Here is a 20645-nt window from a genome sequence, read left to right as displayed (position 1 = left end):
TTCGAGCGTCGACGGGTCAGCCCGCTACTCGTACGGCGAGCGCGTCGCCGATCACGTCGGTCGCGCGGGCGGTGCCGTCCCGCTCCGCCAGATCGGCGGCGACGGCGTCCTCGATGCGGGCTGCCTCGGTCTCGTAGCCGAGGTGGCGCAGGAGGAGGGCGACGGACAGGATCGTGGCCGTCGGGTCGGCCTTGCCCTGGCCCGCGATGTCGGGCGCGGAGCCATGGACGGGCTCGAACATGGACGGGAACTCGCCCGTCGGGTTGATGTTGCCGGAGGCGGCCAGGCCGATGCCGCCGGTCACGGCAGCGGCAAGGTCGGTGAGGATGTCGCCGAAGAGGTTGTCGGTGACGATGACGTCGAAGCGCTCCGGCTGGGTGACGAAGAAGATCGTCGCGGCGTCGACGTGCAGATAGTCGGTGGTGACCTCGGGGTACTCCTGGCCGACTTTGTCGAAGATGTTCTTCCACATGTGGCCCGCGTAGACGAGGACGTTGTTCTTGTGAACCAGCGTCAGCTTCTTGCGGGGGCGCGAGTCGGCCCGCTCGTAGGCGTCACGGACGACCCGCTCCACGCCGTACGCCGTGTTGACGCTGACCTCGGTCGCGACCTCGGCGGGCGTACCGGTGCGCAGGGAACCGCCGTTGCCCGTGTACGGACCCTCGGTGCCTTCGCGGACGACGACGAAGTCGATGTCGGGGCGGCCGGCGAGGGGGGTCGCGGTGTTGGGGAACAGCTTCGACGGACGCAGGTTCACATAGTGGTCGAAGGCGAACCGCAGCTTCAGCAGCAGCCCGCGCTCCAGGACCCCGGACGGCACCGACGGGTCACCGATCGCACCGAGCAGGATCGCGTCGTGGTTCTTGAGGGAGTCGAGCTCCGCGTCCGGGAGGGTCTCTCCGGTGCGGTGCCAGCGCTGGGCGCCGAGGTCGTACTCCTTGGTCTCCAGCTTCACATCCTGCGGAAGCACGGCGGAGAGGACCTTGAGGCCCTGGGCCACGACCTCCTGGCCGATGCCGTCACCAGGGATTACTGCGAGATTGATGCTGCGAGACATATTCGCACCGTACTCCCCGTCCCAGTGAATGACACTCATCGTCCACCATGCGGACGCGTTTCACGCCGGAGTGTCACCGAGGTTCGCACGCAGTTTCGTTGAATTTCGTTCATCCGAAGTCTGGTCCTCGGTCGTAAGTTACTGGCAAGTTACCCCGCATGACCGAAGACACCCCACGGGTCGGGATCCCCGATCAGCTCGCACGTGGCATGAGCATGCCCGCGCAGCACGAGTATTTGCGCGCCCGGCATGCACGCCCGAAGATCTCCCGGCGCGGAGCGCTGACCGGAGGGCTCGCGGGCGGTCTCGCCGCGGCCGGCGGCGGCCTGCTGGCCGGGCGGGCGAGCGCGGCCCAGGCCTCCCCGACGCTGGTGACGACACCTGCCACGGCCACGGTCGACGGCTCGCTCGTCGCCCCGTTCGGCCGCCATCTGGCGTTCGGGGCCGACCCGAAGACACAGATGCGAATCTCCTGGCAGGTACCGTTCGCGGTGCAGCGGCCGTATCTGCGGGTCGGGCTGAAGCCGTGGGAGCTGAGCCGGAAGATCGAGGCGGAGGCGCGTCCGCTGCACACGCCCTCGCTGTCGCGGAAGCTGCCCGCCGTCGACCAGCACTACCTGCACGTGGGGCTCGACGGGCTCAAGCCCGGGACGACGTACTACTACGGGGTCGGCCACGACGGCTTCGACCCGGCGGACGCCTCCCGGATGTCGACGATCGGGTCGTTCCGTACGGCGCCGGCCACGCCGGAGAAATTCGTCTTCACGGCCTTCGGTGACCAGGGCGTGAGTTACGACGCCCTCGCCAACGACCAGTTGATCCTCGGCCAGAACCCTTCGTTCCATCTGCACGCGGGCGACATCTGCTACGCCGACAGCAGCGGGCACGGCAAGGAGTCGGACACGTACGACGCCCGGGTGTGGGACCAGTTCCTCGCCCAGACGGAAAGCGTCGCCTCACGGGTGCCGTGGATGGTGACCACCGGAAACCACGACATGGAGGCGTGGTACTCGCCGAACGGCTACGGCGGCCAGTCCGCACGCTGGTCGCTCCCCGAGAACGGGCCCGACGCCTCGAACGCCCCCGGGATCTACTCGTTCACGTACGGCAACGTGGGCGTCGTGGCGCTGGACGCGAACGACGTCTCGTACGAGATTCCCGCCAACAAGGGCTACACGGGCGGCGCACAGACGGCCTGGCTGGACAAGCGGCTCGGCGAGCTGCGGGCGCGCCCGGAGATCGACTTCGTGGTCGTCTTCTTCCACCACTGCATGTACTCGACGTCGACGCACGCCTCGGACGGCGGTCCGCGCGACGCATGGCTGCCGCTCTTCACCAAGCACCAGGTGGACCTGGTGATCAACGGACACAACCACGTCTACGAGCGCACGGACGCCATCAAGGGCGGCGAGGTCGGCAAGCCCGTGCCCATCGGGGCGACGACCGACCCGACACGGGACGGCATCGTGTACGTCACGGCGGGCGGCGCGGGTGCGGACCTGTACGGCTTCGGGCTCGGGGTGAAGGACAGCTACGAGGGCAACGTCCATGACCACGACCACATCGTGACGTTCCACTGGACGAAGCTGCGGCTGCCCGACCCGGACACGGTCGAATGGTCGCGTGTCCGGTACACCGGCTTCTCCTTCCTCGCAGTGGAAGCGGAGACGGGTGCGGGCGCGAAGCTGAAGGTCTCCGCGCTCGCCGAGAGCGGCGAGCGCATCGACCACTTCGAGATCAAGCGTTCCGCCTAGGGCCTGTCTTCTGGATCAGGCCGGCGAGATCCGAGAGACAGGTCCTAGTGGCTGTGGCCGGTCTCGCCGCCGTTGTCCCTGCGGTCGAGGGCTCGCTGCAGGGCGGCGGCGGCGTTCTTACGGTCGGACTCGCTCGTGCGGGGCGTGTGCCGGACGCGGCGGGGGAGGGTCGTCTCGGGCATGGTGATCGACTCCTTGAGATCTGGTGCCAGGCGGCGAGGCCGCATGACGTATCTACGAGGGGCCGGAAGGGGCGGGGAGCGGGCCGCAGGGGTTGCCTGCTTGGGGCACCGGCTCACAACCGCCATTCGCTGGATCGAGCGAGACGTTCGGCTACTACAAAGCTAAGGGAGCAGGGCCGCCCTGTCTCTACAATTAGTCGGACTTCCTACTATCTGAGACGTGATCTTGGAGCGGCGCTGGTGAGAGCGCTCTGAGCTCGCGGATCAGCGCGCGTACGGCGAGGGTTCCGGCCTGCTCGGGAGTGGTGACGTAGCCGACGGAGCGCGTCGGACGGTCCGGTCCGAGATCGGTGATCTCGACGGTGTCCGGTACTCCGATCAGGGACAGCTGCGGCATGACCGCCATGCCGAAGCCCCTGCTCACCATCGAGAGCACCGCTCCGTCGTCCTCGGTACGGACCGTGGCGGGCGGTAGCCATTCCTGGCGCTTCCACCAGTCGCGCGTGTACGAGGTGCAGTTCTCCGTCCAGTCGACGAGCGGCAGCGAACGCGGCGACGCATGCCCTGCCGGGTGCACCAGGAAGTACCCCTCCTCGACCAGCAGTCCGCCGATCAGTTCCGGCGGCACCGGCGAACTCGTCCCGATCGTCGCGATGGCCAGATCCGCCCGCCCGTCCAGGACCTCGCCCGCGGTGCCGCGTCCCACTTCCCGGACGATGCGCACTTCCGGCACGATCTCCGGATGCCGCTCGGCGAGCTTCTTCAGGGCCTGCGGCAGCAGATTGAGCGCGGCGCTGCGGAAGGCCGCGATGCGCAGCGGCCCGCGTACCGTGCCGGTCGCCGCCCCGCGTGCCTCCGTGCCCAGCACGGCGAGCAGCCGCAGGATGCGCCGGGCGTGGGCGACGGCCCGCGCTCCGGCGGCGGTGGGGGTCGCGCCCTTGCGGCCCCGCTCGAAGAGGACGGCCCCGACCTTGCGCTCGCTGACGCGCACCGAATGCGAGACGGCGGACTGGGTCATGCCGAGGGAGGCGGCCGCAGCCGAGAAACCACCCTCGCGCTCCACGGCGACGAGGACGCGCAGTTCGCCGACTTCAAGGTCCGCCATCGGGGCTCCCACCTGGTTGTATGAGGGCCGCTCATGGATACGGCCGTTCCATCGACCGAACCCTCTGCCCGGCCTTCGCATTCCTCCGTACGGTCCTGCGCATGACGACTCGTACCTCCCTCACCGTCCAGCAGACCGCACGTCCCCACGGCTTTCCTTCATCGGATCAGTTCGCCTTCGTCGAGGGCCCCGTTCCGGCTCCCGCGCCCGGCACCGCCCTGGTCGAGAACCTGCTCTGGTCCGTGGACCCCTATCACCGCGGCGCGATGGACAGCGACGAGCTGTGGACGCTCGGCTCCCCCATGGAGGGCCGCACCCTCGGCCGCGTCATCGGCTCCCGCGACCCCCGCTTCGAGGACGGCGACCTGGTCTTCCACCGGCACGGCTGGCGCACGCACGCGCTGGTGACTCCCGGCGAGTACGGGACGCGGAAGATCCGTACGTACGCGGGCGTCCCGCTCACCGCCCATCTCAGCATCCTCGGCGGCACCGGCCTGACCGCCTACGCCGCCCTCACGCGGACGCTGCGGCTCCAGGCGGGCGAGGACCTCTTCGTCTCGTCCGCCGCGGGCGGCGTGGGCACGGCGGCCGGCCGCATCGCCCGGCTGCTCGGCGCGGGCCGGATCGTCGGCAGCGCGGGCTCCCCGGCCAAGGTTGCGTATCTGACCGAACACGTCGGCTACGACGCGGCCTTCGACTACCACGACGGGGCGGTTGAGGAGCTGCTGGCGAACGCGGCGCCCGACGGCATCGACGCCTACGTCGACAACGTGGGCGGTGACCATCTGGCGGCCGCGATCGCGGCGCTGCGCGATTTCGGGCGGATCGCCTGGGTCGGCGCGGTGGCCCAGTACAACAGCGCCGAGCCCCCGGCCGCGCCGCGCAACCTGTTCGAGATCAACCACAAGAGTCTGCGGCTGGAGGGAGTTCTGGTCCGCAACCACACCGATCTGCAGGAGGAGTTCGAGGACTTCCTCGTACCGCACCTGCAGAGCGGGCGGGCCGGGCAGGACGTGACGGTGGTGGACGGCTTCGAGCGGATCGTGGAGGCGTTCCTCGGAATGCTGCGCGGCGAGAACGTGGGAAAGATGCTGGTGGCCCGAGCGGACCTGCAGAGCGGACTTCGAACGACCTGAGAGGGCCGGTCGGAGTACGTCGCCGTCGCGCCGGCCGAAGAGCGGCACGCGCACCTGACACCCGCGCCTGGCCGCAACGCACGCACCCCGCATCGGTCCACTCGTCGACGACTTCCTGAGCAGGAAGCGCAGCGGCCCGGACACAGCAGTGCCCCCGGGTCTGAAGGGCCGGGGCACCGCTTGCGCGCATCGTGTGTCTAGGACGTGGCCTCGTCGAGTTTCCTGGCGACCCGGCCCACCCAGTCGGTGAACTCCTCCCGGTGGTGCGCCTCACCCCCGCACAACGCTGCGACCTGCGGATCCGTGATCCTGTTCGGTCCGGACACGGCCAGCAGACGGCCCATCTCCTTCATCACTGCGGCCAGCCGCTGCGCGTCGAGGTGGTCGATCACGTCGACCCCGTGGCCCGCGCCGAGAGTCGTGGAACCAGGCATGTCATCCCTCCTCGCCGGTCTCCCTCACCCAGCCCCCTCCCAGCAGCGTAAGCCCGCCGAACGTGAGCCGCCCCCGGCCGGTCTTGGGGGGACCGGCAGGGGGCGGTGTTCACGGGACGGGCCGTGTGGCCCGGGGGGCGTCAGCCCATGTGCGGGTAGCCGTACTCGGTCGGCGGAACCAGCGTCTCCTTGATCGCGCGGGTCAGCGTCCAGCGCATCAGGTTCTGCGGAGCGCCCGCCTTGTCGTTCGTGCCGGATGCGCGGCCGCCGCCGAAGGGCTGCTGGCCGACGACGGCGCCGGTCGACTTGTCGTTGATGTAGAAGTTGCCCGCGGCGTAGCGGAGCTTGTCCATCGTGTACGCGGTCGCCGCACGGTCACCGGCGATGACCGAGCCGGTCAGCGCGTACGCGGACACCGACTCCATCTGCTCCAGCACGGCCTCGTACTGGTCGTCCTCGTACACGTGCACCGCGAGGATCGGGCCGAAGTACTCGGTCGTGAAGACCTCGTTCTCCGGGTCGGTGCACTCGACGATGGTCGGGCGGACGAAGTAGCCGACCGAGTCGTCGTACGTACCGCCGGCGACGATGGTGCAGGTCGGGTCTTCCTTCGCGCGGTCGATCGCGGCCTTGTTCTTGGCGAAGGCGCGCTCGTCGATGACGGCGCCGATGAAGTTCGTCAGGTCGGTGACGTCACCCATCTTGATGCCGTCGACCTCGGCCGCGAACTCCTCCTTGAAGCCCGAGTTCCAGATGGAGGCCGGGATGTACGCACGCGAGGAAGCGGAGCACTTCTGGCCCTGGAACTCGAACGAACCGCGGGTCAGCGCGGTCTTGAGGATCGCGCGGTCGGCGCTCGGGTGGGCGACGACGAAGTCCTTGCCGCCCGTCTCGCCGACGATGCGCGGGTAGGAGCGGTACTTCTCGATGTTGTTGCCGACCGTCTTCCACAGGTGCTGGAAGGTCCTGGTCGAACCGGTGAAGTGGATACCGGCCAGGTCGGGGTGGTTCAGCGCCACCTCGGAGACGGCGATGCCGTCGCCCGTGACCAGGTTGATGACGCCCTTGGGCAGGCCCGCCTCCTCCAGCAGCTGCATCAGCAGGACGGCGGAGTGGGTCTGCGTCGGGGACGGCTTCCAGACCACCACGTTGCCCATGAGGGCGGGGGCGGTGGGCAGGTTCCCGGCGATGGCCGTGAAGTTGAACGGCGTGATCGCGTAGACGAAGCCCTCCAGCGGGCGGTGGTCCAGACGGTTCCACACACCCGGGGAGTTGGCCGGCGGCTGCTCGGCCAGGATCTGGCGGGCGTAGGCCACGTTGAAGCGCCAGAAGTCGACGAGCTCGCACGGGGTGTCGATCTCGGCCTGCTGCGCGGTCTTCGACTGGCCCAGCATGGTGGAGGCGGCCAGCGTCTCGCGCCAGGGACCGGCCAGCAGCTCGGCGGCGCGCAGGATGATCGCGGCGCGGTCGTCGAACGACATCGCGCGCCACGCCGGGGCGGCGGCGAGGGCGGCGTCGATCGCGTCCTGCGCGTCCTGCTCCGTGGCACCGGCGAAGGTGCCGATGACGGCCCGGTGGTTGTGCGGCTGTACGACGTCCACGCGCTCGCCGCCGCCCATCCGCTTCACACCGTTGATGGTCATCGGGAGGTCGATGGGGTTCTCGGCCAGCTCCTTGAGCTTGGCCTCGAGGCGGGCACGCTCGGCCGAGCCAGGGGCGTAGCCGTGCACCGGCTCGTTGACCGGGGCGGGGACCTGGGTCACAGCGTCCATGAGTTCCTTGACTCCTTTGTGAGGGGTGGGAGGGCTCAGTCCTGGGGCCCTGGGGTCAGTTCTTGGTGATCATCGACCGGACGAAGAACAGCAGGTTGGCCGGCTTCTCGGCGAGACGGCGCATGAAGTAGCCGTACCAGTCGGTTCCGTACGCGGTGTACACGCGCATCCGGTGGCCCTCGGCCGCCAGCCGCACGTGCTCGTCGCTGCGGATGCCGTACAGCATCTGGAACTCGTACTCATCCAGTTTGCGCCCTGCGCGACGGGCGAGCTCCTGGCTGACGGAGATGAGACGCGGGTCGTGGGACCCGATCATCGGGTAGCCCTCGCCCTCCATGAGGATCTTCAGGATGCGGACGTACGCCTTGTCGATCTCGGCCTTGTCCTGGATCGCGACCTCGGCGGGCTCCTTGTAGGCGCCCTTCACGATGCGTACGCGGCTGCCGTTCGCGGCCAGGCGGCGGGCGTCGTCCTCGGTGCGGAACAGATACGCCTGGATCACGCAGCCGGTCTGCGGGAAGTCCTTCCGCAGCTCCTCGTGGATGGCGAACATCGAGTCGAGGGTGGTGTGGTCCTCCGCGTCCAGAGTGACCGTGGTGCCGATCGCTGCGGCGGCCTCGACGACCGGGCGGACGTTGGCGAGCGCCAGTTCGTGACCGCCCTCCAGCGACTGGCCGAACATCGACAGCTTGACCGACATCTCGGCCTTCGTGCCCAGGCCGAGGTCCTTCAGGTGCTCGATCAGCTCCAGGTAGGCGTCGCGGGCCGCGGCGGCCTGCTCGCGCGTGGTGATGTCCTCGCCCACCACGTCCAGGGTGACCTCGAGTCCCTTGCCGATGGTGTCCTCGACGATCGGGATGACCTGGTCGACCGTCTCACCGGCGATGAACCGGGCGACGACCTGCTTCGTCCCCGGAGCGGCCGACACGAAACGGCGCATCTTGTCGCTGCGGGACGCGGCGAGGATCACGGGACCCAGCACGGGGCACCTCCACGGAACACGGGTTGAGGGGGCCGTAACCGAACGATCCGGGAACAGCACGGAGAACCACCGTGAAACCTAAATATCGCTCCGATGGTCGGCCATCGACACCTGTCACGCATCCGCGACCCCCTCTTCAGACATATGTCTGAAGAGGTGCCCGCCCGGTGCGAGAATGTCCGCGTGAAGGGCGATTACCAGGAACTGGTGGACGAGATCTCCGGGCTGCTGGGCGCCCCGGCGACGCTGGAGAACCGGGACTTCGGACTGATCGCCTTCGGTGCGCACGACAGCGACGACGACAGCGCCATGGACCCGGTCCGCACGCGCTCGATCCTGACCAGGAAGTCCACTCCCGCGGTACGCACCTGGTTCGAGGGTTTCGGCATCGCCCGGGCGACCGGCCCGGTGCGGATCCCGGCGGCCCCGGAGGCCGGAGTCTTCCGCGACCGCATCTGCCTTCCGGTCCGCCATCGCGGGATCGTGCTCGGATACGTATGGCTGCTCGACGCCGACCCGGGTCCCACACACGCCCAGCTGACCGCGGCCATGGAGGTGGCCGGGCGGATCGGCGGCCTGCTCGCGGACGAGGAGCGCGCGGGCACGGATCTGTCACGGGAGTTCCGCGCGGTGCTCACGGCCGAGCGGGGCTGGCAGTACGACATGGCTCTCGCGGCCCTGCGGACGGCCCTGGGCCCGGCCGCGGACGGGCTGCACGCGGCGGTGTGCGTGGCCCCCTGGCCGTCCGGTGACGCTCCCTCCGCGCGCACGGTCCCGGGTGCGTCGGCGCTGTGCACGCTCCCGTGGACCGGTACCGCGCCCGGTGGGCGTGGCACGGGGTGGGCGGCCCGTACCGGCGCATCGGACGCCGCTCCCCGCGAAGACGCCCCGGACACCGGAGCCCACGCGCTCGCCGTGCTCGTACGGCTCCGCTCGGCCGACGCCCTCGGCCCCGCGCACTCCGCGGCGACACGGCTCGGCGGCGCCGCGGCCGGAGTCGCACTCCCCCGCCGCGGCATCGGCGAGCTCGACGTCTCCTGGCGGGAGGCCACGGCCGCCGCGTGCGCCGCCCTGGCCGAGCCCCGGCTCGGCGCGGTGGCCGACTGGTCCTCGATCGGCCCGTACCGGCTGCTGACGTCGCTCGCTCCGGCGTCCTCCCCCGACCCCGCGGCCGCTCCCCTGCTCGCCCCCGCACATGCCGAACTGGCCCGTACCGCGGAGGTGTTCCTGGACTGTGCGGGCCAGGCGGGGCGCGCGGCGTCGGCCCTGGGCATCCACCGTCAGACGCTCTACTACCGGCTGTCCCGCGTCGAGCAGCTGACCGGACTCGACCTGGACGAGGGTGAGGACCGCCTGCTGCTGCACATGGCGCTCAAGGCAGCCCGGCTGTGAGCCACCAAGCGGCCACCTCATGGGCCGTGACCTGCAGAAACGCTCCTTCCGGCAGGTCTCGCACCCCTTCGGGTGAATGACGCATGGCACCGATCGGCGCAGGGCAGCTTGACCGTGCCTTCCCGTCGATCACGAACGGGACCTTCCACCACATCCCGGGAGTCCTCATGCTCCGCAGGCTCGCCATGTCCGCAGCCGCCGTGCTCACCGCCCTCGCCCCCGCTCTCCTGCCCACCCCAGCGGCCGGCGCCGCGCAGCCGGGGCCCGCCGCCGGGCGGGGCCCCGGACAGGTGTGCTTCTGGACCGGCACCGGGCAGCATGGAGACGGATGGTGTTACGGCCCACCGGGCTACGCCGACGTCCCCGAGTTCCTCCACGACCGGGCCGCCTCGTTCCGCTCGGACGTGAACCGCGATGTGTACGCGATCGACTGGGGCCGTGACGCCTGTTACTACCGGCTGATCCGGGCGTACGACTTCAGCGACAACTGGTCCTGGGGCTCCCGTATCGACGGGGTCGCCGACACCCCCATGGGCTGCGAGGTCAGCTGAGCGTGCGCGCTCTCCACGCGGCGTGCGCCCTTGTCGCGGTGCTCGTCCTGTCGGGCTGTGCCGCGGCGCCCGCGGGACGTGCGCTGCCCACGACCGAGCGGTCCAGGGACGACCTCATCCGATCCGCCGAGCAGGCCCTGGTCACCCGCTGCCTCGCGAGCCAGGGGCTCACCACCGCGCCCAAGCCCGCCACCCCCGCCGAGAACAGACGGCTCCAGGCCGCCCTCTTCGGCAGCGGGCCCAGCGAACTGTCCCTGACCCTTCCCACCGGCTACACCGTCACCGCTCACACCGACGGCTGCCTCGCCTCGGCCCAGCGCACCCTCTACGGCGACCAGCGCCGCTGGTTCAGGGCCCAGGTGACCGTCAACAACCTGCGCGCCGAGGCCGGGGCCCGGATGCGGACGGATCCCGCCCACCGCACCGTCTTCGCCCGGTACACCCGGTGCCTGTCCGGCCGTTCGCCTCGGCAGCCGGAGCAGGCTGCCGCCACCCGGTGCGCCCGTGAGAGCGGGCTGACCGCCGTCGAGGCCCGGCTCGAACCGGCCCGGCTGGCCGAGGTGCGCGCCCTGCGGCGCGAACAGCTCACCACGTACGCGCAGTTGCGCACCCGCGCTCTGCACCGCGCGGCGGAACTCTCCCCCGCGCGACCTCAGGGGAACACGACAGAGAAAGGCACCCTCACTCCATGACTCCGAAGCGCATCCTTGCCTCCGCCGCGACGGCCGTGCTCCTGCTCACCGGCGGGCTCGCCGCGGCCGCGGCCCCGGCCGGTGCCGCCGACTGTCCGAGCGGCCACTTCTGCACCTGGACGGACGCCGACTACGGCGGCCAGCGGGCCAACTGGTCGGGCGACGACCACTGGTGGGAGAGCTGGATCGCCGATGAGGACTCCTCCTGGGCGAACCACGGCATCTCCGGGCCGGGCGTCAAGGACCACGTCCAGGTGTACTCAAGTGCCAACCTGGGCGGGCACATGACGATCTGTCTGGCCCCGGGCCAGGAGGTCAACTACAACGCCGCGGCCAATGACGACGGCGACTCCCACACCTGGACGATGGGCTGCTGACCATAGCCACACCCCGCGGCCCTCGCCCGTCATCACGGGCGAGGGCCGCACCCCTGTCGCCACCTACTCCATGATCGCCTTGAGGCCGTCGGTGAGATCCTTCGCGGACGGAGCCGTCTCGGGGTCCACCATCCACTGGATCATCACGCCCGCCACCAGCGCCTGGAAGAGCAGCCCCGCCGCACGGGCCTTCTCCGGATCGGCCTCCGGGTCGATCCCGAGGATGCCCTCCGCCATGCCGAGCCGCCCCTCCCGCTGGGGCTCCTTGATCGCCTCCCGGAGCACCTCGTCGTCGTCGAGCCGGGTGACCACCTCCAGCTGGAGCTTCCAGACCTTGCGGCTCTCCTCGAAGGCGGCGATGACCTTCTCCCAGACACCTTCGAAGCGTGCGTACGGATCGGCCGGCGCGCCACCCGCGCTCTCGGCCCGAGCGGGTCCCACAGCCTCGCCCCACTCCTCCGTCAGCGCCAGGAAGGCCTGCTGGAGCAGAGCGTCCTTGGAGCCGTAGTGGTAGCCGATGGAGGCCAGGTTCGTGCCGGATGCGGCGACGATGTCACGGGCGGTCGTCCGGCCGTAACCCTTCTCCAGCAGGCAGCGCTTGGCGCCTTCGAGCAGATCTTCGCGGTGTCCCATGAAAGCAGCGTACCCGCCCCTTAGACGCTCGTGTAAGACGAGCGTCTAAGAAGCGGGTGCGCGGGAGCGGTCCGCGATACGGGATCAGTCGATCAGGTTCACCGAACGGGCCGACGTCGCGCCGATCTCCTCGGCGATCTCGTTCAGCACGGGCTGCGGCACGGTGTCGTCGACGGTGAGCACGACCAGCGCCTCGCCGCCCTCCTCCTGGCGCGAGACCTGCATGCCCGCGATGTTCAGCCCGGCCTCGCCGAGGATCCGGCCGACGGTGCCGACGACGCCCGGACGGTCCTCGTAGCGCGCCACGACCATGTGGTCGGCGAGAGCCAGGTCGATGTCGTAGTCGCCCACGGCCACGATCTTCTGGAGGTGCTTGGGGCCGGCCAGGGTGCCGGAGACCGCGACCTCCTCGCCGTCGGAGAGCGTGCCGCGCACAGTCACCACATTGCGGTGGTCCGGGGACTCCGAGCTGGTGGTCAGACGGACCTCGACACCGCGCTCCTGCGCGAACAGCGGCGCGTTCACGTACGACACGGTCTCGTCGACCACGTCTTCGAACACGCCCTTCAGCGCGGACAGTTCGAGCACCTTCACATCGTGCTGGGTGATCTCGCCGTACACCTCGACATCGAGCCGGACCGCGACCTCTCCCGCCAGCGCGGTGAAGATCCGGCCGAGCTTCTCGGCGAGCGGCAGACCCGGGCGCACGTCCTCGGCGATGACACCGCCCTGGACGTTGACCGCGTCCGGCACCAGCTCGCCGGCGAGCGCGAGGCGCACCGACTTGGCGACCGAGATACCGGCCTTCTCCTGAGCCTCGTCCGTGGACGCGCCGAGGTGCGGGGTGCAGACGACCTGGTCGAACTCGAACAGCGGGGAGTCCGTGCAGGGCTCCTTCGCATACACGTCGAGACCCGCGCCCGCGACCCGGCCCTCCTTGAGCGCGCTGGCCAGCGCGCTCTCGTCGACGATCCCGCCACGCGCGGCGTTGACGATGCGGACGGTCGGCTTGACCTTGTGCAGCGCCTCGTCACCGATCAGGCCGAGCGTCTCCGGGGTCTTCGGGAGGTGGACGGTGATGAAGTCCGAGACCTCCAGCAGCTCGTCCAGCGAGAGCAGCTTGACGCCCATCTGCGCGGCTCGTGCGGGCTGGACGTAGGGGTCGTACGCGACGATCTTCATGCCGAAGGCGGACATCCGCTGGGCGACCAGCACACCGATGCGGCCGAGGCCGACGACGCCGAGGATCTTCTCGCTCAGCTCCACGCCCGTGTACTTGGAGCGCTTCCACTCGCCGTTCTTCAGGGCGGTGTTGGCCTGCGGGATGTTGCGCGCGGTGGCGACGAGCAGACCGCAGGCGAGCTCGGCGGCGGTCACGATGTTGGAGGTCGGGGCGTTGACGACCATCACGCCGGCCTTGGTGGCGGCGGATACGTCCACGTTGTCCAGGCCGACACCGGCGCGGGCGACGACCTTGAGCTTGCTCGCTGCGGCGATCGCCTCGGCGTCGACCTTGGTGGCGGAACGTACGAGGATCGCGTCCACATCGGTGATGGCGGGGAGAAGCTCGGCGCGATCCGCGCCGTTGCAATGCCGGATGTCGAAGTCCGGACCGAGCGCATCCACGGTCGCGGGCGACAGCTCTTCAGCGATGAGTACAACGGGTTTACGGGGCGCAGTGCTCACGTGAGTCCTCACTGGTCCAATGCGGACGGCCGTCCCGACGGCCGCAGGCGGAGGGGCTAGCCGCGTGGAAGACGCACGACGCTGTGGGCCTGAACGCGAATCTGTTGACCACTCTAGTGGTCTTGGAGGGCTGGTTTTCCGCCTTGGCGGAAGGATCACCCGTCCGTGGTTGGACTTGTTGTCCAACGGAGTGCGGCGGGCCCTTCCGGACCCGCCGCACCGAGGCTTACGCCTCCTCGTTGTCGACCCAGCTCATGAGCTTGCGCAGCTCCTTGCCGGTGGTCTCCAGGAGGTGGTTCTCGTCCTGCGTCTTGTACTCGTTGTACTTCTTCAGACCGCCGTGGTACTCGTCCATCCAGTTCTTGGCGAACGTGCCGTCCTGGATCTCGGCGAGGACCTTCTTCATCTCGGCCTTGGTCTGGTCCGTGATGATGCGCGGACCGGTGACGTAGTCGCCCCACTCGGCGGTCTCGGAGACCGACCAGCGCATCTTCTCCAGGCCGCCCTCGTACATGAGGTCCACGATCAGCTTCAGCTCGTGGAGGCACTCGAAGTACGCGATCTCCGGCTGGTAGCCGGCCTCGACCAGGGTCTCGAAGCCCGCCTTGACGAGCGCCGAGGCGCCACCGCACAGGACGGCCTGCTCACCGAACAGGTCGGTCTCGGTCTCCTCGGTGAAGGTCGTCTTGATGACACCGGCGCGGGTGCCGCCGATGGCCTTGGCGTACGAGAGCGCCAGCGCGAAGGCGCTGCCGGTCGCGTCCTGCTCGACGGCGGCGATCGCCGGGACGCCGCGGCCCTCCTCGTACTGACGGCGGACCAGGTGGCCCGGGCCCTTGGGAGCGACCAGGGCGACGTCGACACCAGCCGGCGGCTTGATGAGGCCGAAGCGGATGTTGAAACCGTGGGCGAAGAACAGCGCGTCGCCGTCCTTCAGGTTGTCCTTGACGGACTCCTCGTACACCTGGGCCTGGATCGGGTCCGGGATGAGGATCATGATGACGTCGGCCTCGGCGGCGGCCTCCGACGGCGTCACCACGCGCAGGCCCTGCTCCTCGGCCTTGGCCTTGGACTTGGACCCCTCGTGCAGACCGACGCGGACGTCCACACCAGAGTCGCGGAGCGACAGCGCGTGGGCGTGGCCCTGGCTGCCGTAGCCGATGACCGCGACCTTGCGGCCCTGGATGATGGACAGGTCGGCGTCGTCGTCGTAGAACAGCTCGGCCACTGGTTTCTCCTTGTTGACTGGTCTTGCTGGTGTTGCGTCCCACCGTACGGCGGGGAGCGATGAGGGGCTCGGGGGTCTCGGTATCCGGGCGGACGTGCCGTTACGCGCTGCGGTCGAGGGCCCGCAGGCTGCGGTCCGTGATGGACCGGGCGCCACGCCCTATGGCGATCGTGCCGGACTGGACCAGCTCCTTGATGCCGAACTGCTCCAGCATCTTCAGCATGGCGTCGAGCTTGTCACTCGATCCGGTGGCCTCGATCGTGACGGCCTCGGGCGAGACGTCGACGGTCTTGGCGCGGAACAGCTGGACGATCTCGACGATCTGGGAGCGGGTCTCGTTGTCGGCGCGGACCTTCACCAGGACGAGCTCGCGCTGGATCGCGGCGCTGGGCTCGAGCTCGACGATCTTCAGGACGTTGACCAGCTTGTTGAGCTGCTTGGTCACCTGCTCCAGCGGCAGGTCCTCGACCTGGACCACGATCGTGATGCGGGAGATGTCGGGGTGCTCGGTGACGCCGACGGCGAGCGAGTCGATGTTGAAGCCGCGGCGGGAGAACAGGGCGGCGATCCTGGCCAGGATGCCCGGGGTGTTCTCCACCAGGACGGAGAGCGTGTGCTTGGACATGATTCGTGACGTCTCTCTCTACTCTCGCTGCTCGCTCAGTCGTCTTCGTTGTCGCCGAAGTCCGGGCGGACGCCGCGGGCGGCCATGACCTCGTCGTTGGAGGTGCCTGCGGCGACCATCGGCCACACCATGGCGTCCTCGTGGACGATGAAGTCGATGACGACGGGACGGTCGTTGATCGCGTTGGCCTCGGCGATGACCTTGTCCAGGTCGGCCGGGTCCTCGCAGCGCAGGGCGACACAGCCCATCGCCTCGGACAGCTTCACGAAGTCCGGGACGCGGGTGCCCTTGCGGGGCGCCGTGCTCGCGCCGAGCTGGGAGCCGGTTGTGTGGTGGCCGGTCTCGTCGGCGTGCAGGACGGTGCTGGAGTAACGCTCGTTGTAGAACAGGGTCTGCCACTGACGGACCATGCCCAGCGCGCCGTTGTTGATGATCGCGACCTTGATCGGGATGTTGTTCAGCGCGCAGGTGACCAGCTCCTGGTTGGTCATCTGGAAGCAGCCGTCGCCGTCGATCGCCCAGACGGTACGGTCCGGCATTCCGGCCTTGGCTCCCATGGCGGCCGGGACGGCGTAGCCCATGGTCCCGGCGCCGCCGGAGTTCAGCCAGGTGGCCGGCTTCTCGTAGTCGATGAAGTGGGCGGCCCACATCTGGTGCTGGCCGACACCGGCCGCGAAGATCGTGCCCTCCGGAGCGAGCCGGCCGATCCGCTGGATGACCTGCTGCGGGGCGAGGCTGCCGTCGTCCGGCGTCTCGTAGCCGAGCGGGTAGGTCTCGCGCCAGCGGTTGAGGTCGTTCCACCAGGCGGCGTAGTCGCCGGTGTTGCCCTCGTTGTGCTCGGCCTGGACGGCCTGGACCAGATCGGCGATGACCTCGCGGGCGTCACCGACGATCGGGACGTCGGCGGCCCGGTTCTTGCCGATCTCGGCCGGGTCGATGTCGGCGTGGACGATCTTGGCGTACGGGGCGAAGCTGTCCAGCTTTCCGGTGACGCGGTCGTCGAAACGGGCGCCGAGGGCGACGATCAGGTCGGCCTTCTGCAGCGCGGTGACGGCGGTGACCGCACCGTGCATGCCCGGCATTCCCACATGGAGCGGGTGGCTGTCGGGGAACGCGCCCAGCGCCATCAGGGTGGTGGTGACGGGGGCGCCCGTGAGCTCCGCCAGGACCTTCAGCTCGGCCGTGGCGCCGGCCTTGAGGACACCGCCACCGACGTACAGGACGGGGCGCTTGGCCTGCGTGATCAGCTTGGCGGCCTCGCGGATCTGCTTGGCGTGCGGCTTGGTCACCGGGCGGTAGCCGGGCAGGTCGGTCTGCGGCGGCCAGCTGAAGGTGGTCTGCGCCTGCAGGGCGTCCTTGGCGATGTCGACCAGGACCGGTCCCGGGCGGCCGGTGGAGGCGATGTGGAAGGCCTCGGCGATGGTCCTCGGGATGTCCTCGGCCTTGGTGACCAGGAAGTTGTGCTTGGTGATCGGCATCGTGATGCCGCAGATGTCCGCCTCCTGGAAGGCGTCCGTGCCGATGGCCTTGCTGGCCACCTGGCCGGTGATCGCGACCAGCGGGACGGAGTCCATGTGGGCGTCGGCGATCGGCGTGACCAGGTTGGTGGCGCCCGGCCCGGAGGTGGCCATGCACACGCCGACCTTGCCGGTGGCCTGCGCGTAGCCGGTGGCGGCGTGGCCCGCGCCCTGCTCGTGGCGGACCAGGATGTGACGGACCCGGGAGGAGTCCATCAAGGGGTCGTACGCGGGGAGGATGGCACCGCCCGGGATGCCGAACACGGTCTCGGCCCCGACTTCCTCGAGAGAGCGGATGAGGGACTGCGCGCCCGTGACGTGCTCAACGGTGGCGGAGGTCTGTCCGCCGGTGCGGGCCCGCGGCTGCGGATGGTGGGCCCCGGTGGCCTGCTCGGTCATCGGCATTCTCTTCTCGAAGCTGAGGGTTATTGCGGGTCTCGAAGCTGGGTGTTTTGCGGGGTTTTGATAAGTACCAGTGCAACAAAAAACCCCTCGTGCCGTGAGGCAAGCGAGGGGAGCGCGCCGGTGCGGTCTGCAGAGCCCGTGCAGGGCCCTGCTTCAGCCGACGCGCTTTCCAAGTACGAGAATTCGGGTGCGCATGGCACTGACCCTCTCCCCGGCACACTGCCACTGTCAAGTGGGTGGGACAGGCGTCTCATTATTTGAGCGCATCGAGGGATGCCCGAACACCTCCGGTGGGACCGCCTGGCGCCGCCCGGGCAGGGAGCGGCCGGAGAGGACCGGCAGAGCGGCTCCCCCGGGCACCGGATACTCGCCACGCACCAGGGCACGGCGCAGCCGGTACTCGTCGATCGGTCCCGAGAACGCCATCCCCTGGCCGTGGGTGCAGCCCATCGCGCGCAGAGCCAGCACCTGCTCGGGAACGTCCACACCGTCCGCCACGGACTGCATGCCGAGGTCGCAGGCGATACGGAGCAGACCGCTGGTGATCTTGTGCAGTCTGGCCGACTCGACGACGCCCTCGACCAGGCCGCGGTCGAGTTTCAGTACGTCGACGGGGAGCCGGCGCAGTGCGTTGATCGCGGCGTAGCCGCTGCCGAAGCCGTCCAGGGCAATCCGTACTCCGAGTCGCCGCAGCGCGACGAGGCGCTGCTCCAGCTCGTCGAAGGAGATCCGCGGGTCGCTGTCGGCGAGCTCGATCACCAGGGAACCGGAGGGCAGCCCATGGCGGGTGAGGAGCCCCTCGATGGAGCCGAGCGGCACGGACCGGTCCAGCAGCCGACGGGCCGGGAGCCGGATGGACACGGGCACCTGGTGTCCGAGCCGGCTGCGCTCCGCGGCCTGCTCGACGGCCTCCTCCAGCAGCCAGCGGCCGAGCTCGGCGGTGCGGTCGCTGTCCTCGGCGACCCGCAGGAATTCGGCGGGCGTGAAGAGGATGCCCTGGGCCGATCTCCAGCGGGCCTGCGCGGCGACGGCGCTGATACGGCCGTCGTCGAGGCCGACGACGGGCTGGTGGAGCAGCGCGAACTCACCGTCGTGGAGCGCGGCGCGCAGCCGGCCGGCCAGCTCACTGCGGCGGACGACCTCTGCCTGCATCTGGGGTGCGTACAGCTCGACCCGGTTCTTGCCGCCCGCCTTGGCCCGGTACATGGCCAGGTCGGCGTTGCGCAGCAGCTCGCCCGCGGTGATGCCGGACTCGGCGAAGGCGACGCCGATGGACGCGGCGACCCGTACCTCGTTGCCCCCCACCCGGTACGGCTGGGAGAGCATGAGCCGCAGCCGGTCGGCGATGTCGTGCACCGTGAACTCGCGGGCGGACTGATCGCGGGAGCCGTCGCCGAGGATGAGGGCGGCGAATTCGTCACCGCCCAGCCGGGCCGCGGTGTCACCCGCGCGCACGGACTCCTGGAGACGGCGGGCGGCCTGGATCAGCAGCTCGTCGCCGGCCTGGTGGCCGAGGCGGTCGTTCACCCCCTTGAAGCCGTCCAGGTCGATGAAGAGCACGGCCGTGCCCTGGTCGCCGGCACGGCGGCCGCCGAGGGCCTGGCGTACCCGCTCGGTGAACAGTGCGCGGTTGGGCAGGTCGGTGAGCGGGTCGTGCTCGGCGTTGTGCTGCAGCTGGGCCTGGAGGCGCACCCGCTCGGTGACATCCCTGCTGTTGAAGATCAGCCCGCCCTGGTGGCGGTTGACCGTCGACTCGACATTGAGCCACTGGCCGGTGCCGGATCTGAAGCGGCACTCGATGCGGGTCGTGGGCTCCTCCGAAGGAGGAGCGGCCAGAAACCGGCGCACTTCGTGGACGACGCGCCCCAGGTCCTCGGGGTGGATGAGGGATGCCAGTTCGGAGCCGATGAGCTCGTCCGCGTCCCGGCCGTACACACCGGCGGCGGCCGGGCTGACGTAGCGGAGTATGCCTGTGGGCGCGGCGATCATGATGACGTCGCTGGATCCCTGCACCAGGGATCGGAAGTGGTTCTCCTTCTGGGCCAGTTCATGGGTGAGGGCGATGTTGTCGAGCAGCATGATGCCCTGCCGCACGACGAGGGCCAGGACGACCATGCAGCCGGTGAAGACCACCACCCGGTCGACCCGGCGGTCCTCGATGACGTTGTAGAGGATGCCGAGCGTGCAGACGGCTGCCGCCAGATACGGAGTGAGGGCGGCGAGGGAGCCGGCAATGGGGCGGACCGCGGGCCGGGAGCCGCGGGGATGCCCGGCGCTCGCCTCCAGTCGGCGCACTCCCCAGGGCGCGTACGCGAGGAGGAGCGACCCGGCGAACCAGCCGGCGTCCAGCAGCTGCCCGGAGTGGTAGTTGTCCCGCAGCAGCGGTGAGGTGAACAGGGCGTCGCACAGCACGGTCAGGGCGAGCGCGGCGATGGCGGTGTTGATCGCCGACCGGTTCAGGTTCGACCGCCGGAAGTGCAGGGCGAGCACCATGCTGACGAGAACGATGTCAAGCAGCGGATAGGCGAGGGACAGCGCCGCCTCTGCCACGCTCTCGCCCTCGAAGTGCGCGGTGTGCGCGAGGGCGAGGCTCCAGGAGAGCGTGAGCAGGGAGCCGCCGATCAGCCAGGCGTCGAGGGCGAGGCAGACCCAGCCGGCCCGGGTGACGGGCCGCTTGGCCAGGACGAGCAGCCCCACGATGGCCGGCGGCGCGAAGCAGAGGAAGAACAGATCGGCGAGGCACGGGCTCGGCACGGCCTGGCCGAGCACCACCTCGTACCAGCCCCAGACCGCGTTTCCGCACGCCGCCATGGCGGACGAGACCGCGAAGAGCATCCAGGCCGGCCGGAAGCGGTTGCCGCGCGCACGTGCGTAGACGAAGCAGGAGACCGCTGCGAGCAGGGCGGCGAGACTGAGCCCGAAATCACCCATGATCAGCGCCAGTTGCTCGGATCCCCAGCCGAAGGCGGCACCGATGGCATAACCGCCGCTGGCGAGACCGAGCAGGACCTTCGGCATCATCCCCGTCCCACCGCCGTCCTGGACCGGCCGGGGGGCGAGGAGCGCTCCCAGGGCGCTCACCGGACCGCTCCTGACAGCGCTTTCAGCCGGCTCCGC

General features: G+C 69.7%; 18 protein-coding genes. 6 read left to right on the top strand and 12 right to left on the bottom strand.

Going from position 1 to position 20645, the window contains the following annotated elements:
* Nucleotides 1-16: 16 nt before the first annotated feature.
* On the bottom strand, nt 17-1057 hold the full coding sequence (locus AC0699_RS17085) for a 3-isopropylmalate dehydrogenase (RefSeq protein WP_478660662.1): 1041 nt from the start codon (nt 1055-1057) through the stop codon (nt 17-19).
* Nucleotides 1058-1215: 158 nt separating this feature from the next.
* On the opposite strand from AC0699_RS17085, the gene AC0699_RS17080 reads away from it, so the two are divergent.
* Nucleotides 1216-2811 (top strand): purple acid phosphatase family protein, encoded by a 1596-nt coding sequence (locus AC0699_RS17080; RefSeq protein WP_478660659.1) that lies wholly within the window; start codon nt 1216-1218, stop codon nt 2809-2811.
* Nucleotides 2812-2855: 44 nt separating this feature from the next.
* On the opposite strand, the gene AC0699_RS17075 is transcribed toward AC0699_RS17080, so the two are convergent.
* Together AC0699_RS17075 and AC0699_RS17070 are read right to left on the bottom strand one after the other, a co-directional pair.
* On the bottom strand, nt 2856-2993 hold the full coding sequence (locus AC0699_RS17075) for a hypothetical protein (protein ID WP_453667942.1): 138 nt from the start codon (nt 2991-2993) through the stop codon (nt 2856-2858).
* A gap of 193 nt (nt 2994-3186) precedes the next feature.
* Complete coding sequence (locus AC0699_RS17070) at nt 3187-4098, bottom strand: LysR family transcriptional regulator (protein WP_478660657.1); 912 nt, start codon at nt 4096-4098, stop codon at nt 3187-3189.
* Nucleotides 4099-4199: 101 nt separating this feature from the next.
* Here AC0699_RS17070 and AC0699_RS17065 point away from each other — a divergent pair, with 101 nt between their 5' ends.
* Nucleotides 4200-5234: a zinc-binding dehydrogenase gene (locus tag AC0699_RS17065; protein WP_478660655.1), complete on the top strand. Its 1035-nt coding sequence runs from the start codon at nt 4200-4202 to the stop codon at nt 5232-5234.
* Nucleotides 5235-5431: 197 nt separating this feature from the next.
* Here the strand turns inward: AC0699_RS17065 and AC0699_RS17060 are convergent, their stop codons facing one another.
* The 3 genes from AC0699_RS17060 to AC0699_RS17050 all read right to left on the bottom strand — a co-directional run bounded on the left by AC0699_RS17060 (nt 5432) and on the right by AC0699_RS17050 (nt 8422).
* Nucleotides 5432-5668, bottom strand: coding sequence for a hypothetical protein (locus tag AC0699_RS17060; RefSeq protein WP_478660653.1), 237 nt, complete (start codon nt 5666-5668; stop codon nt 5432-5434).
* Nucleotides 5669-5808: 140 nt separating this feature from the next.
* On the bottom strand, nt 5809-7440 hold the full coding sequence (gene pruA, locus AC0699_RS17055; protein WP_478660651.1) for an L-glutamate gamma-semialdehyde dehydrogenase: 1632 nt from the start codon (nt 7438-7440) through the stop codon (nt 5809-5811).
* Between the two features lie 55 nt (nt 7441-7495).
* Nucleotides 7496-8422 (bottom strand): proline dehydrogenase family protein, encoded by a 927-nt coding sequence (locus AC0699_RS17050; protein ID WP_478660648.1) that lies wholly within the window; start codon nt 8420-8422, stop codon nt 7496-7498.
* A gap of 183 nt (nt 8423-8605) precedes the next feature.
* On the opposite strand from AC0699_RS17050, the gene AC0699_RS17045 reads away from it, so the two are divergent.
* The 4 genes from AC0699_RS17045 (at nt 8606) to AC0699_RS17030 (ending at nt 11434) form a co-directional block, all read left to right on the top strand.
* A complete protein-coding gene (locus AC0699_RS17045) occupies nt 8606-9814 on the top strand; it encodes a PucR family transcriptional regulator (RefSeq protein WP_478660646.1) in 1209 nt (402 codons plus the stop codon).
* Nucleotides 9815-9897: 83 nt separating this feature from the next.
* Nucleotides 9898-10365, top strand: coding sequence for a hypothetical protein (locus tag AC0699_RS17040; RefSeq protein WP_478660644.1), 468 nt, complete (start codon nt 9898-9900; stop codon nt 10363-10365).
* Between the two features lie 2 nt (nt 10366-10367).
* Complete coding sequence (locus tag AC0699_RS17035; RefSeq protein WP_478660642.1) at nt 10368-11057, top strand: hypothetical protein; 690 nt, start codon at nt 10368-10370, stop codon at nt 11055-11057.
* A complete protein-coding gene (locus AC0699_RS17030) occupies nt 11054-11434 on the top strand; it encodes a peptidase inhibitor family I36 protein (protein WP_478660640.1) in 381 nt (126 codons plus the stop codon). The genes AC0699_RS17035 and AC0699_RS17030 overlap by 4 nt, the downstream gene beginning before the upstream one ends.
* A 63-nt stretch (nt 11435-11497) precedes the next feature.
* Here AC0699_RS17030 and AC0699_RS17025 read toward each other — a convergent pair whose 3' ends face one another.
* The 6 genes from AC0699_RS17025 to AC0699_RS17000 all read right to left on the bottom strand — a co-directional run bounded on the left by AC0699_RS17025 (nt 11498) and on the right by AC0699_RS17000 (nt 20609).
* Nucleotides 11498-12067 (bottom strand): TetR/AcrR family transcriptional regulator, encoded by a 570-nt coding sequence (locus AC0699_RS17025; protein WP_478660638.1) that lies wholly within the window; start codon nt 12065-12067, stop codon nt 11498-11500.
* A gap of 84 nt (nt 12068-12151) precedes the next feature.
* The gene (gene serA / locus AC0699_RS17020; protein ID WP_478660636.1) at nt 12152-13753 is read right to left on the bottom strand and encodes a phosphoglycerate dehydrogenase; all 1602 of its coding nucleotides are present in this window, start codon (nt 13751-13753) and stop codon (nt 12152-12154) included.
* A 226-nt stretch (nt 13754-13979) separates the two neighbouring features.
* Nucleotides 13980-14981 (bottom strand): ketol-acid reductoisomerase, encoded by a 1002-nt coding sequence (gene ilvC / locus AC0699_RS17015; RefSeq protein WP_478660631.1) that lies wholly within the window; start codon nt 14979-14981, stop codon nt 13980-13982.
* Between the two features lie 100 nt (nt 14982-15081).
* Entirely contained in the window at nt 15082-15606 is a 525-nt protein-coding gene (gene ilvN / locus AC0699_RS17010; RefSeq protein WP_453660908.1) for an acetolactate synthase small subunit, read from the bottom strand.
* Nucleotides 15607-15641: 35 nt separating this feature from the next.
* Nucleotides 15642-17528 (bottom strand): acetolactate synthase large subunit, encoded by a 1887-nt coding sequence (locus tag AC0699_RS17005; RefSeq protein ID WP_453660909.1) that lies wholly within the window; start codon nt 17526-17528, stop codon nt 15642-15644.
* Nucleotides 17529-17756: 228 nt separating this feature from the next.
* Nucleotides 17757-20609: a putative bifunctional diguanylate cyclase/phosphodiesterase gene (locus AC0699_RS17000; protein ID WP_478660692.1), complete on the bottom strand. Its 2853-nt coding sequence runs from the start codon at nt 20607-20609 to the stop codon at nt 17757-17759.
* Nucleotides 20610-20645: the final 36 nt, after the last annotated feature.

The sequence above is a fragment of the Streptomyces sp. NPDC043870 genome (genome assembly GCF_056435785.1).
Note: the sequence above shows the minus strand (reverse complement) of the source record. Positions and strands in the feature narration are given on the sequence as shown.

Excerpts from the sequence above, each read along its gene's own strand:
- AC0699_RS17085 (WP_478660662.1), bottom strand. The coding sequence starts at position 1,057 with ATGTCTCGCAGCATCAATCTCGCAGTAATCCCTGGTGACGGCATCGGC.
- AC0699_RS17080 (WP_478660659.1), top strand. The coding sequence starts at position 1,216 with ATGACCGAAGACACCCCACGGGTCGGGATCCCCGATCAGCTCGCACGT.
- AC0699_RS17075 (WP_453667942.1), bottom strand. The coding sequence starts at position 2,993 with ATGCCCGAGACGACCCTCCCCCGCCGCGTCCGGCACACGCCCCGCACG.
- AC0699_RS17070 (WP_478660657.1), bottom strand. The coding sequence starts at position 4,098 with ATGGCGGACCTTGAAGTCGGCGAACTGCGCGTCCTCGTCGCCGTGGAG.
- AC0699_RS17065 (WP_478660655.1), top strand. The coding sequence starts at position 4,200 with ATGACGACTCGTACCTCCCTCACCGTCCAGCAGACCGCACGTCCCCAC.
- AC0699_RS17060 (WP_478660653.1), bottom strand. The coding sequence starts at position 5,668 with ATGCCTGGTTCCACGACTCTCGGCGCGGGCCACGGGGTCGACGTGATC.
- pruA (WP_478660651.1), bottom strand. The coding sequence starts at position 7,440 with ATGGACGCTGTGACCCAGGTCCCCGCCCCGGTCAACGAGCCGGTGCAC.
- AC0699_RS17040 (WP_478660644.1), top strand. The coding sequence starts at position 9,898 with ATGGCACCGATCGGCGCAGGGCAGCTTGACCGTGCCTTCCCGTCGATC.
- AC0699_RS17030 (WP_478660640.1), top strand. The coding sequence starts at position 11,054 with ATGACTCCGAAGCGCATCCTTGCCTCCGCCGCGACGGCCGTGCTCCTG.
- AC0699_RS17025 (WP_478660638.1), bottom strand. The coding sequence starts at position 12,067 with ATGGGACACCGCGAAGATCTGCTCGAAGGCGCCAAGCGCTGCCTGCTG.
- ilvN (WP_453660908.1), bottom strand. The coding sequence starts at position 15,606 with ATGTCCAAGCACACGCTCTCCGTCCTGGTGGAGAACACCCCGGGCATC.
- AC0699_RS17005 (WP_453660909.1), bottom strand. The coding sequence starts at position 17,528 with ATGCCGATGACCGAGCAGGCCACCGGGGCCCACCATCCGCAGCCGCGG.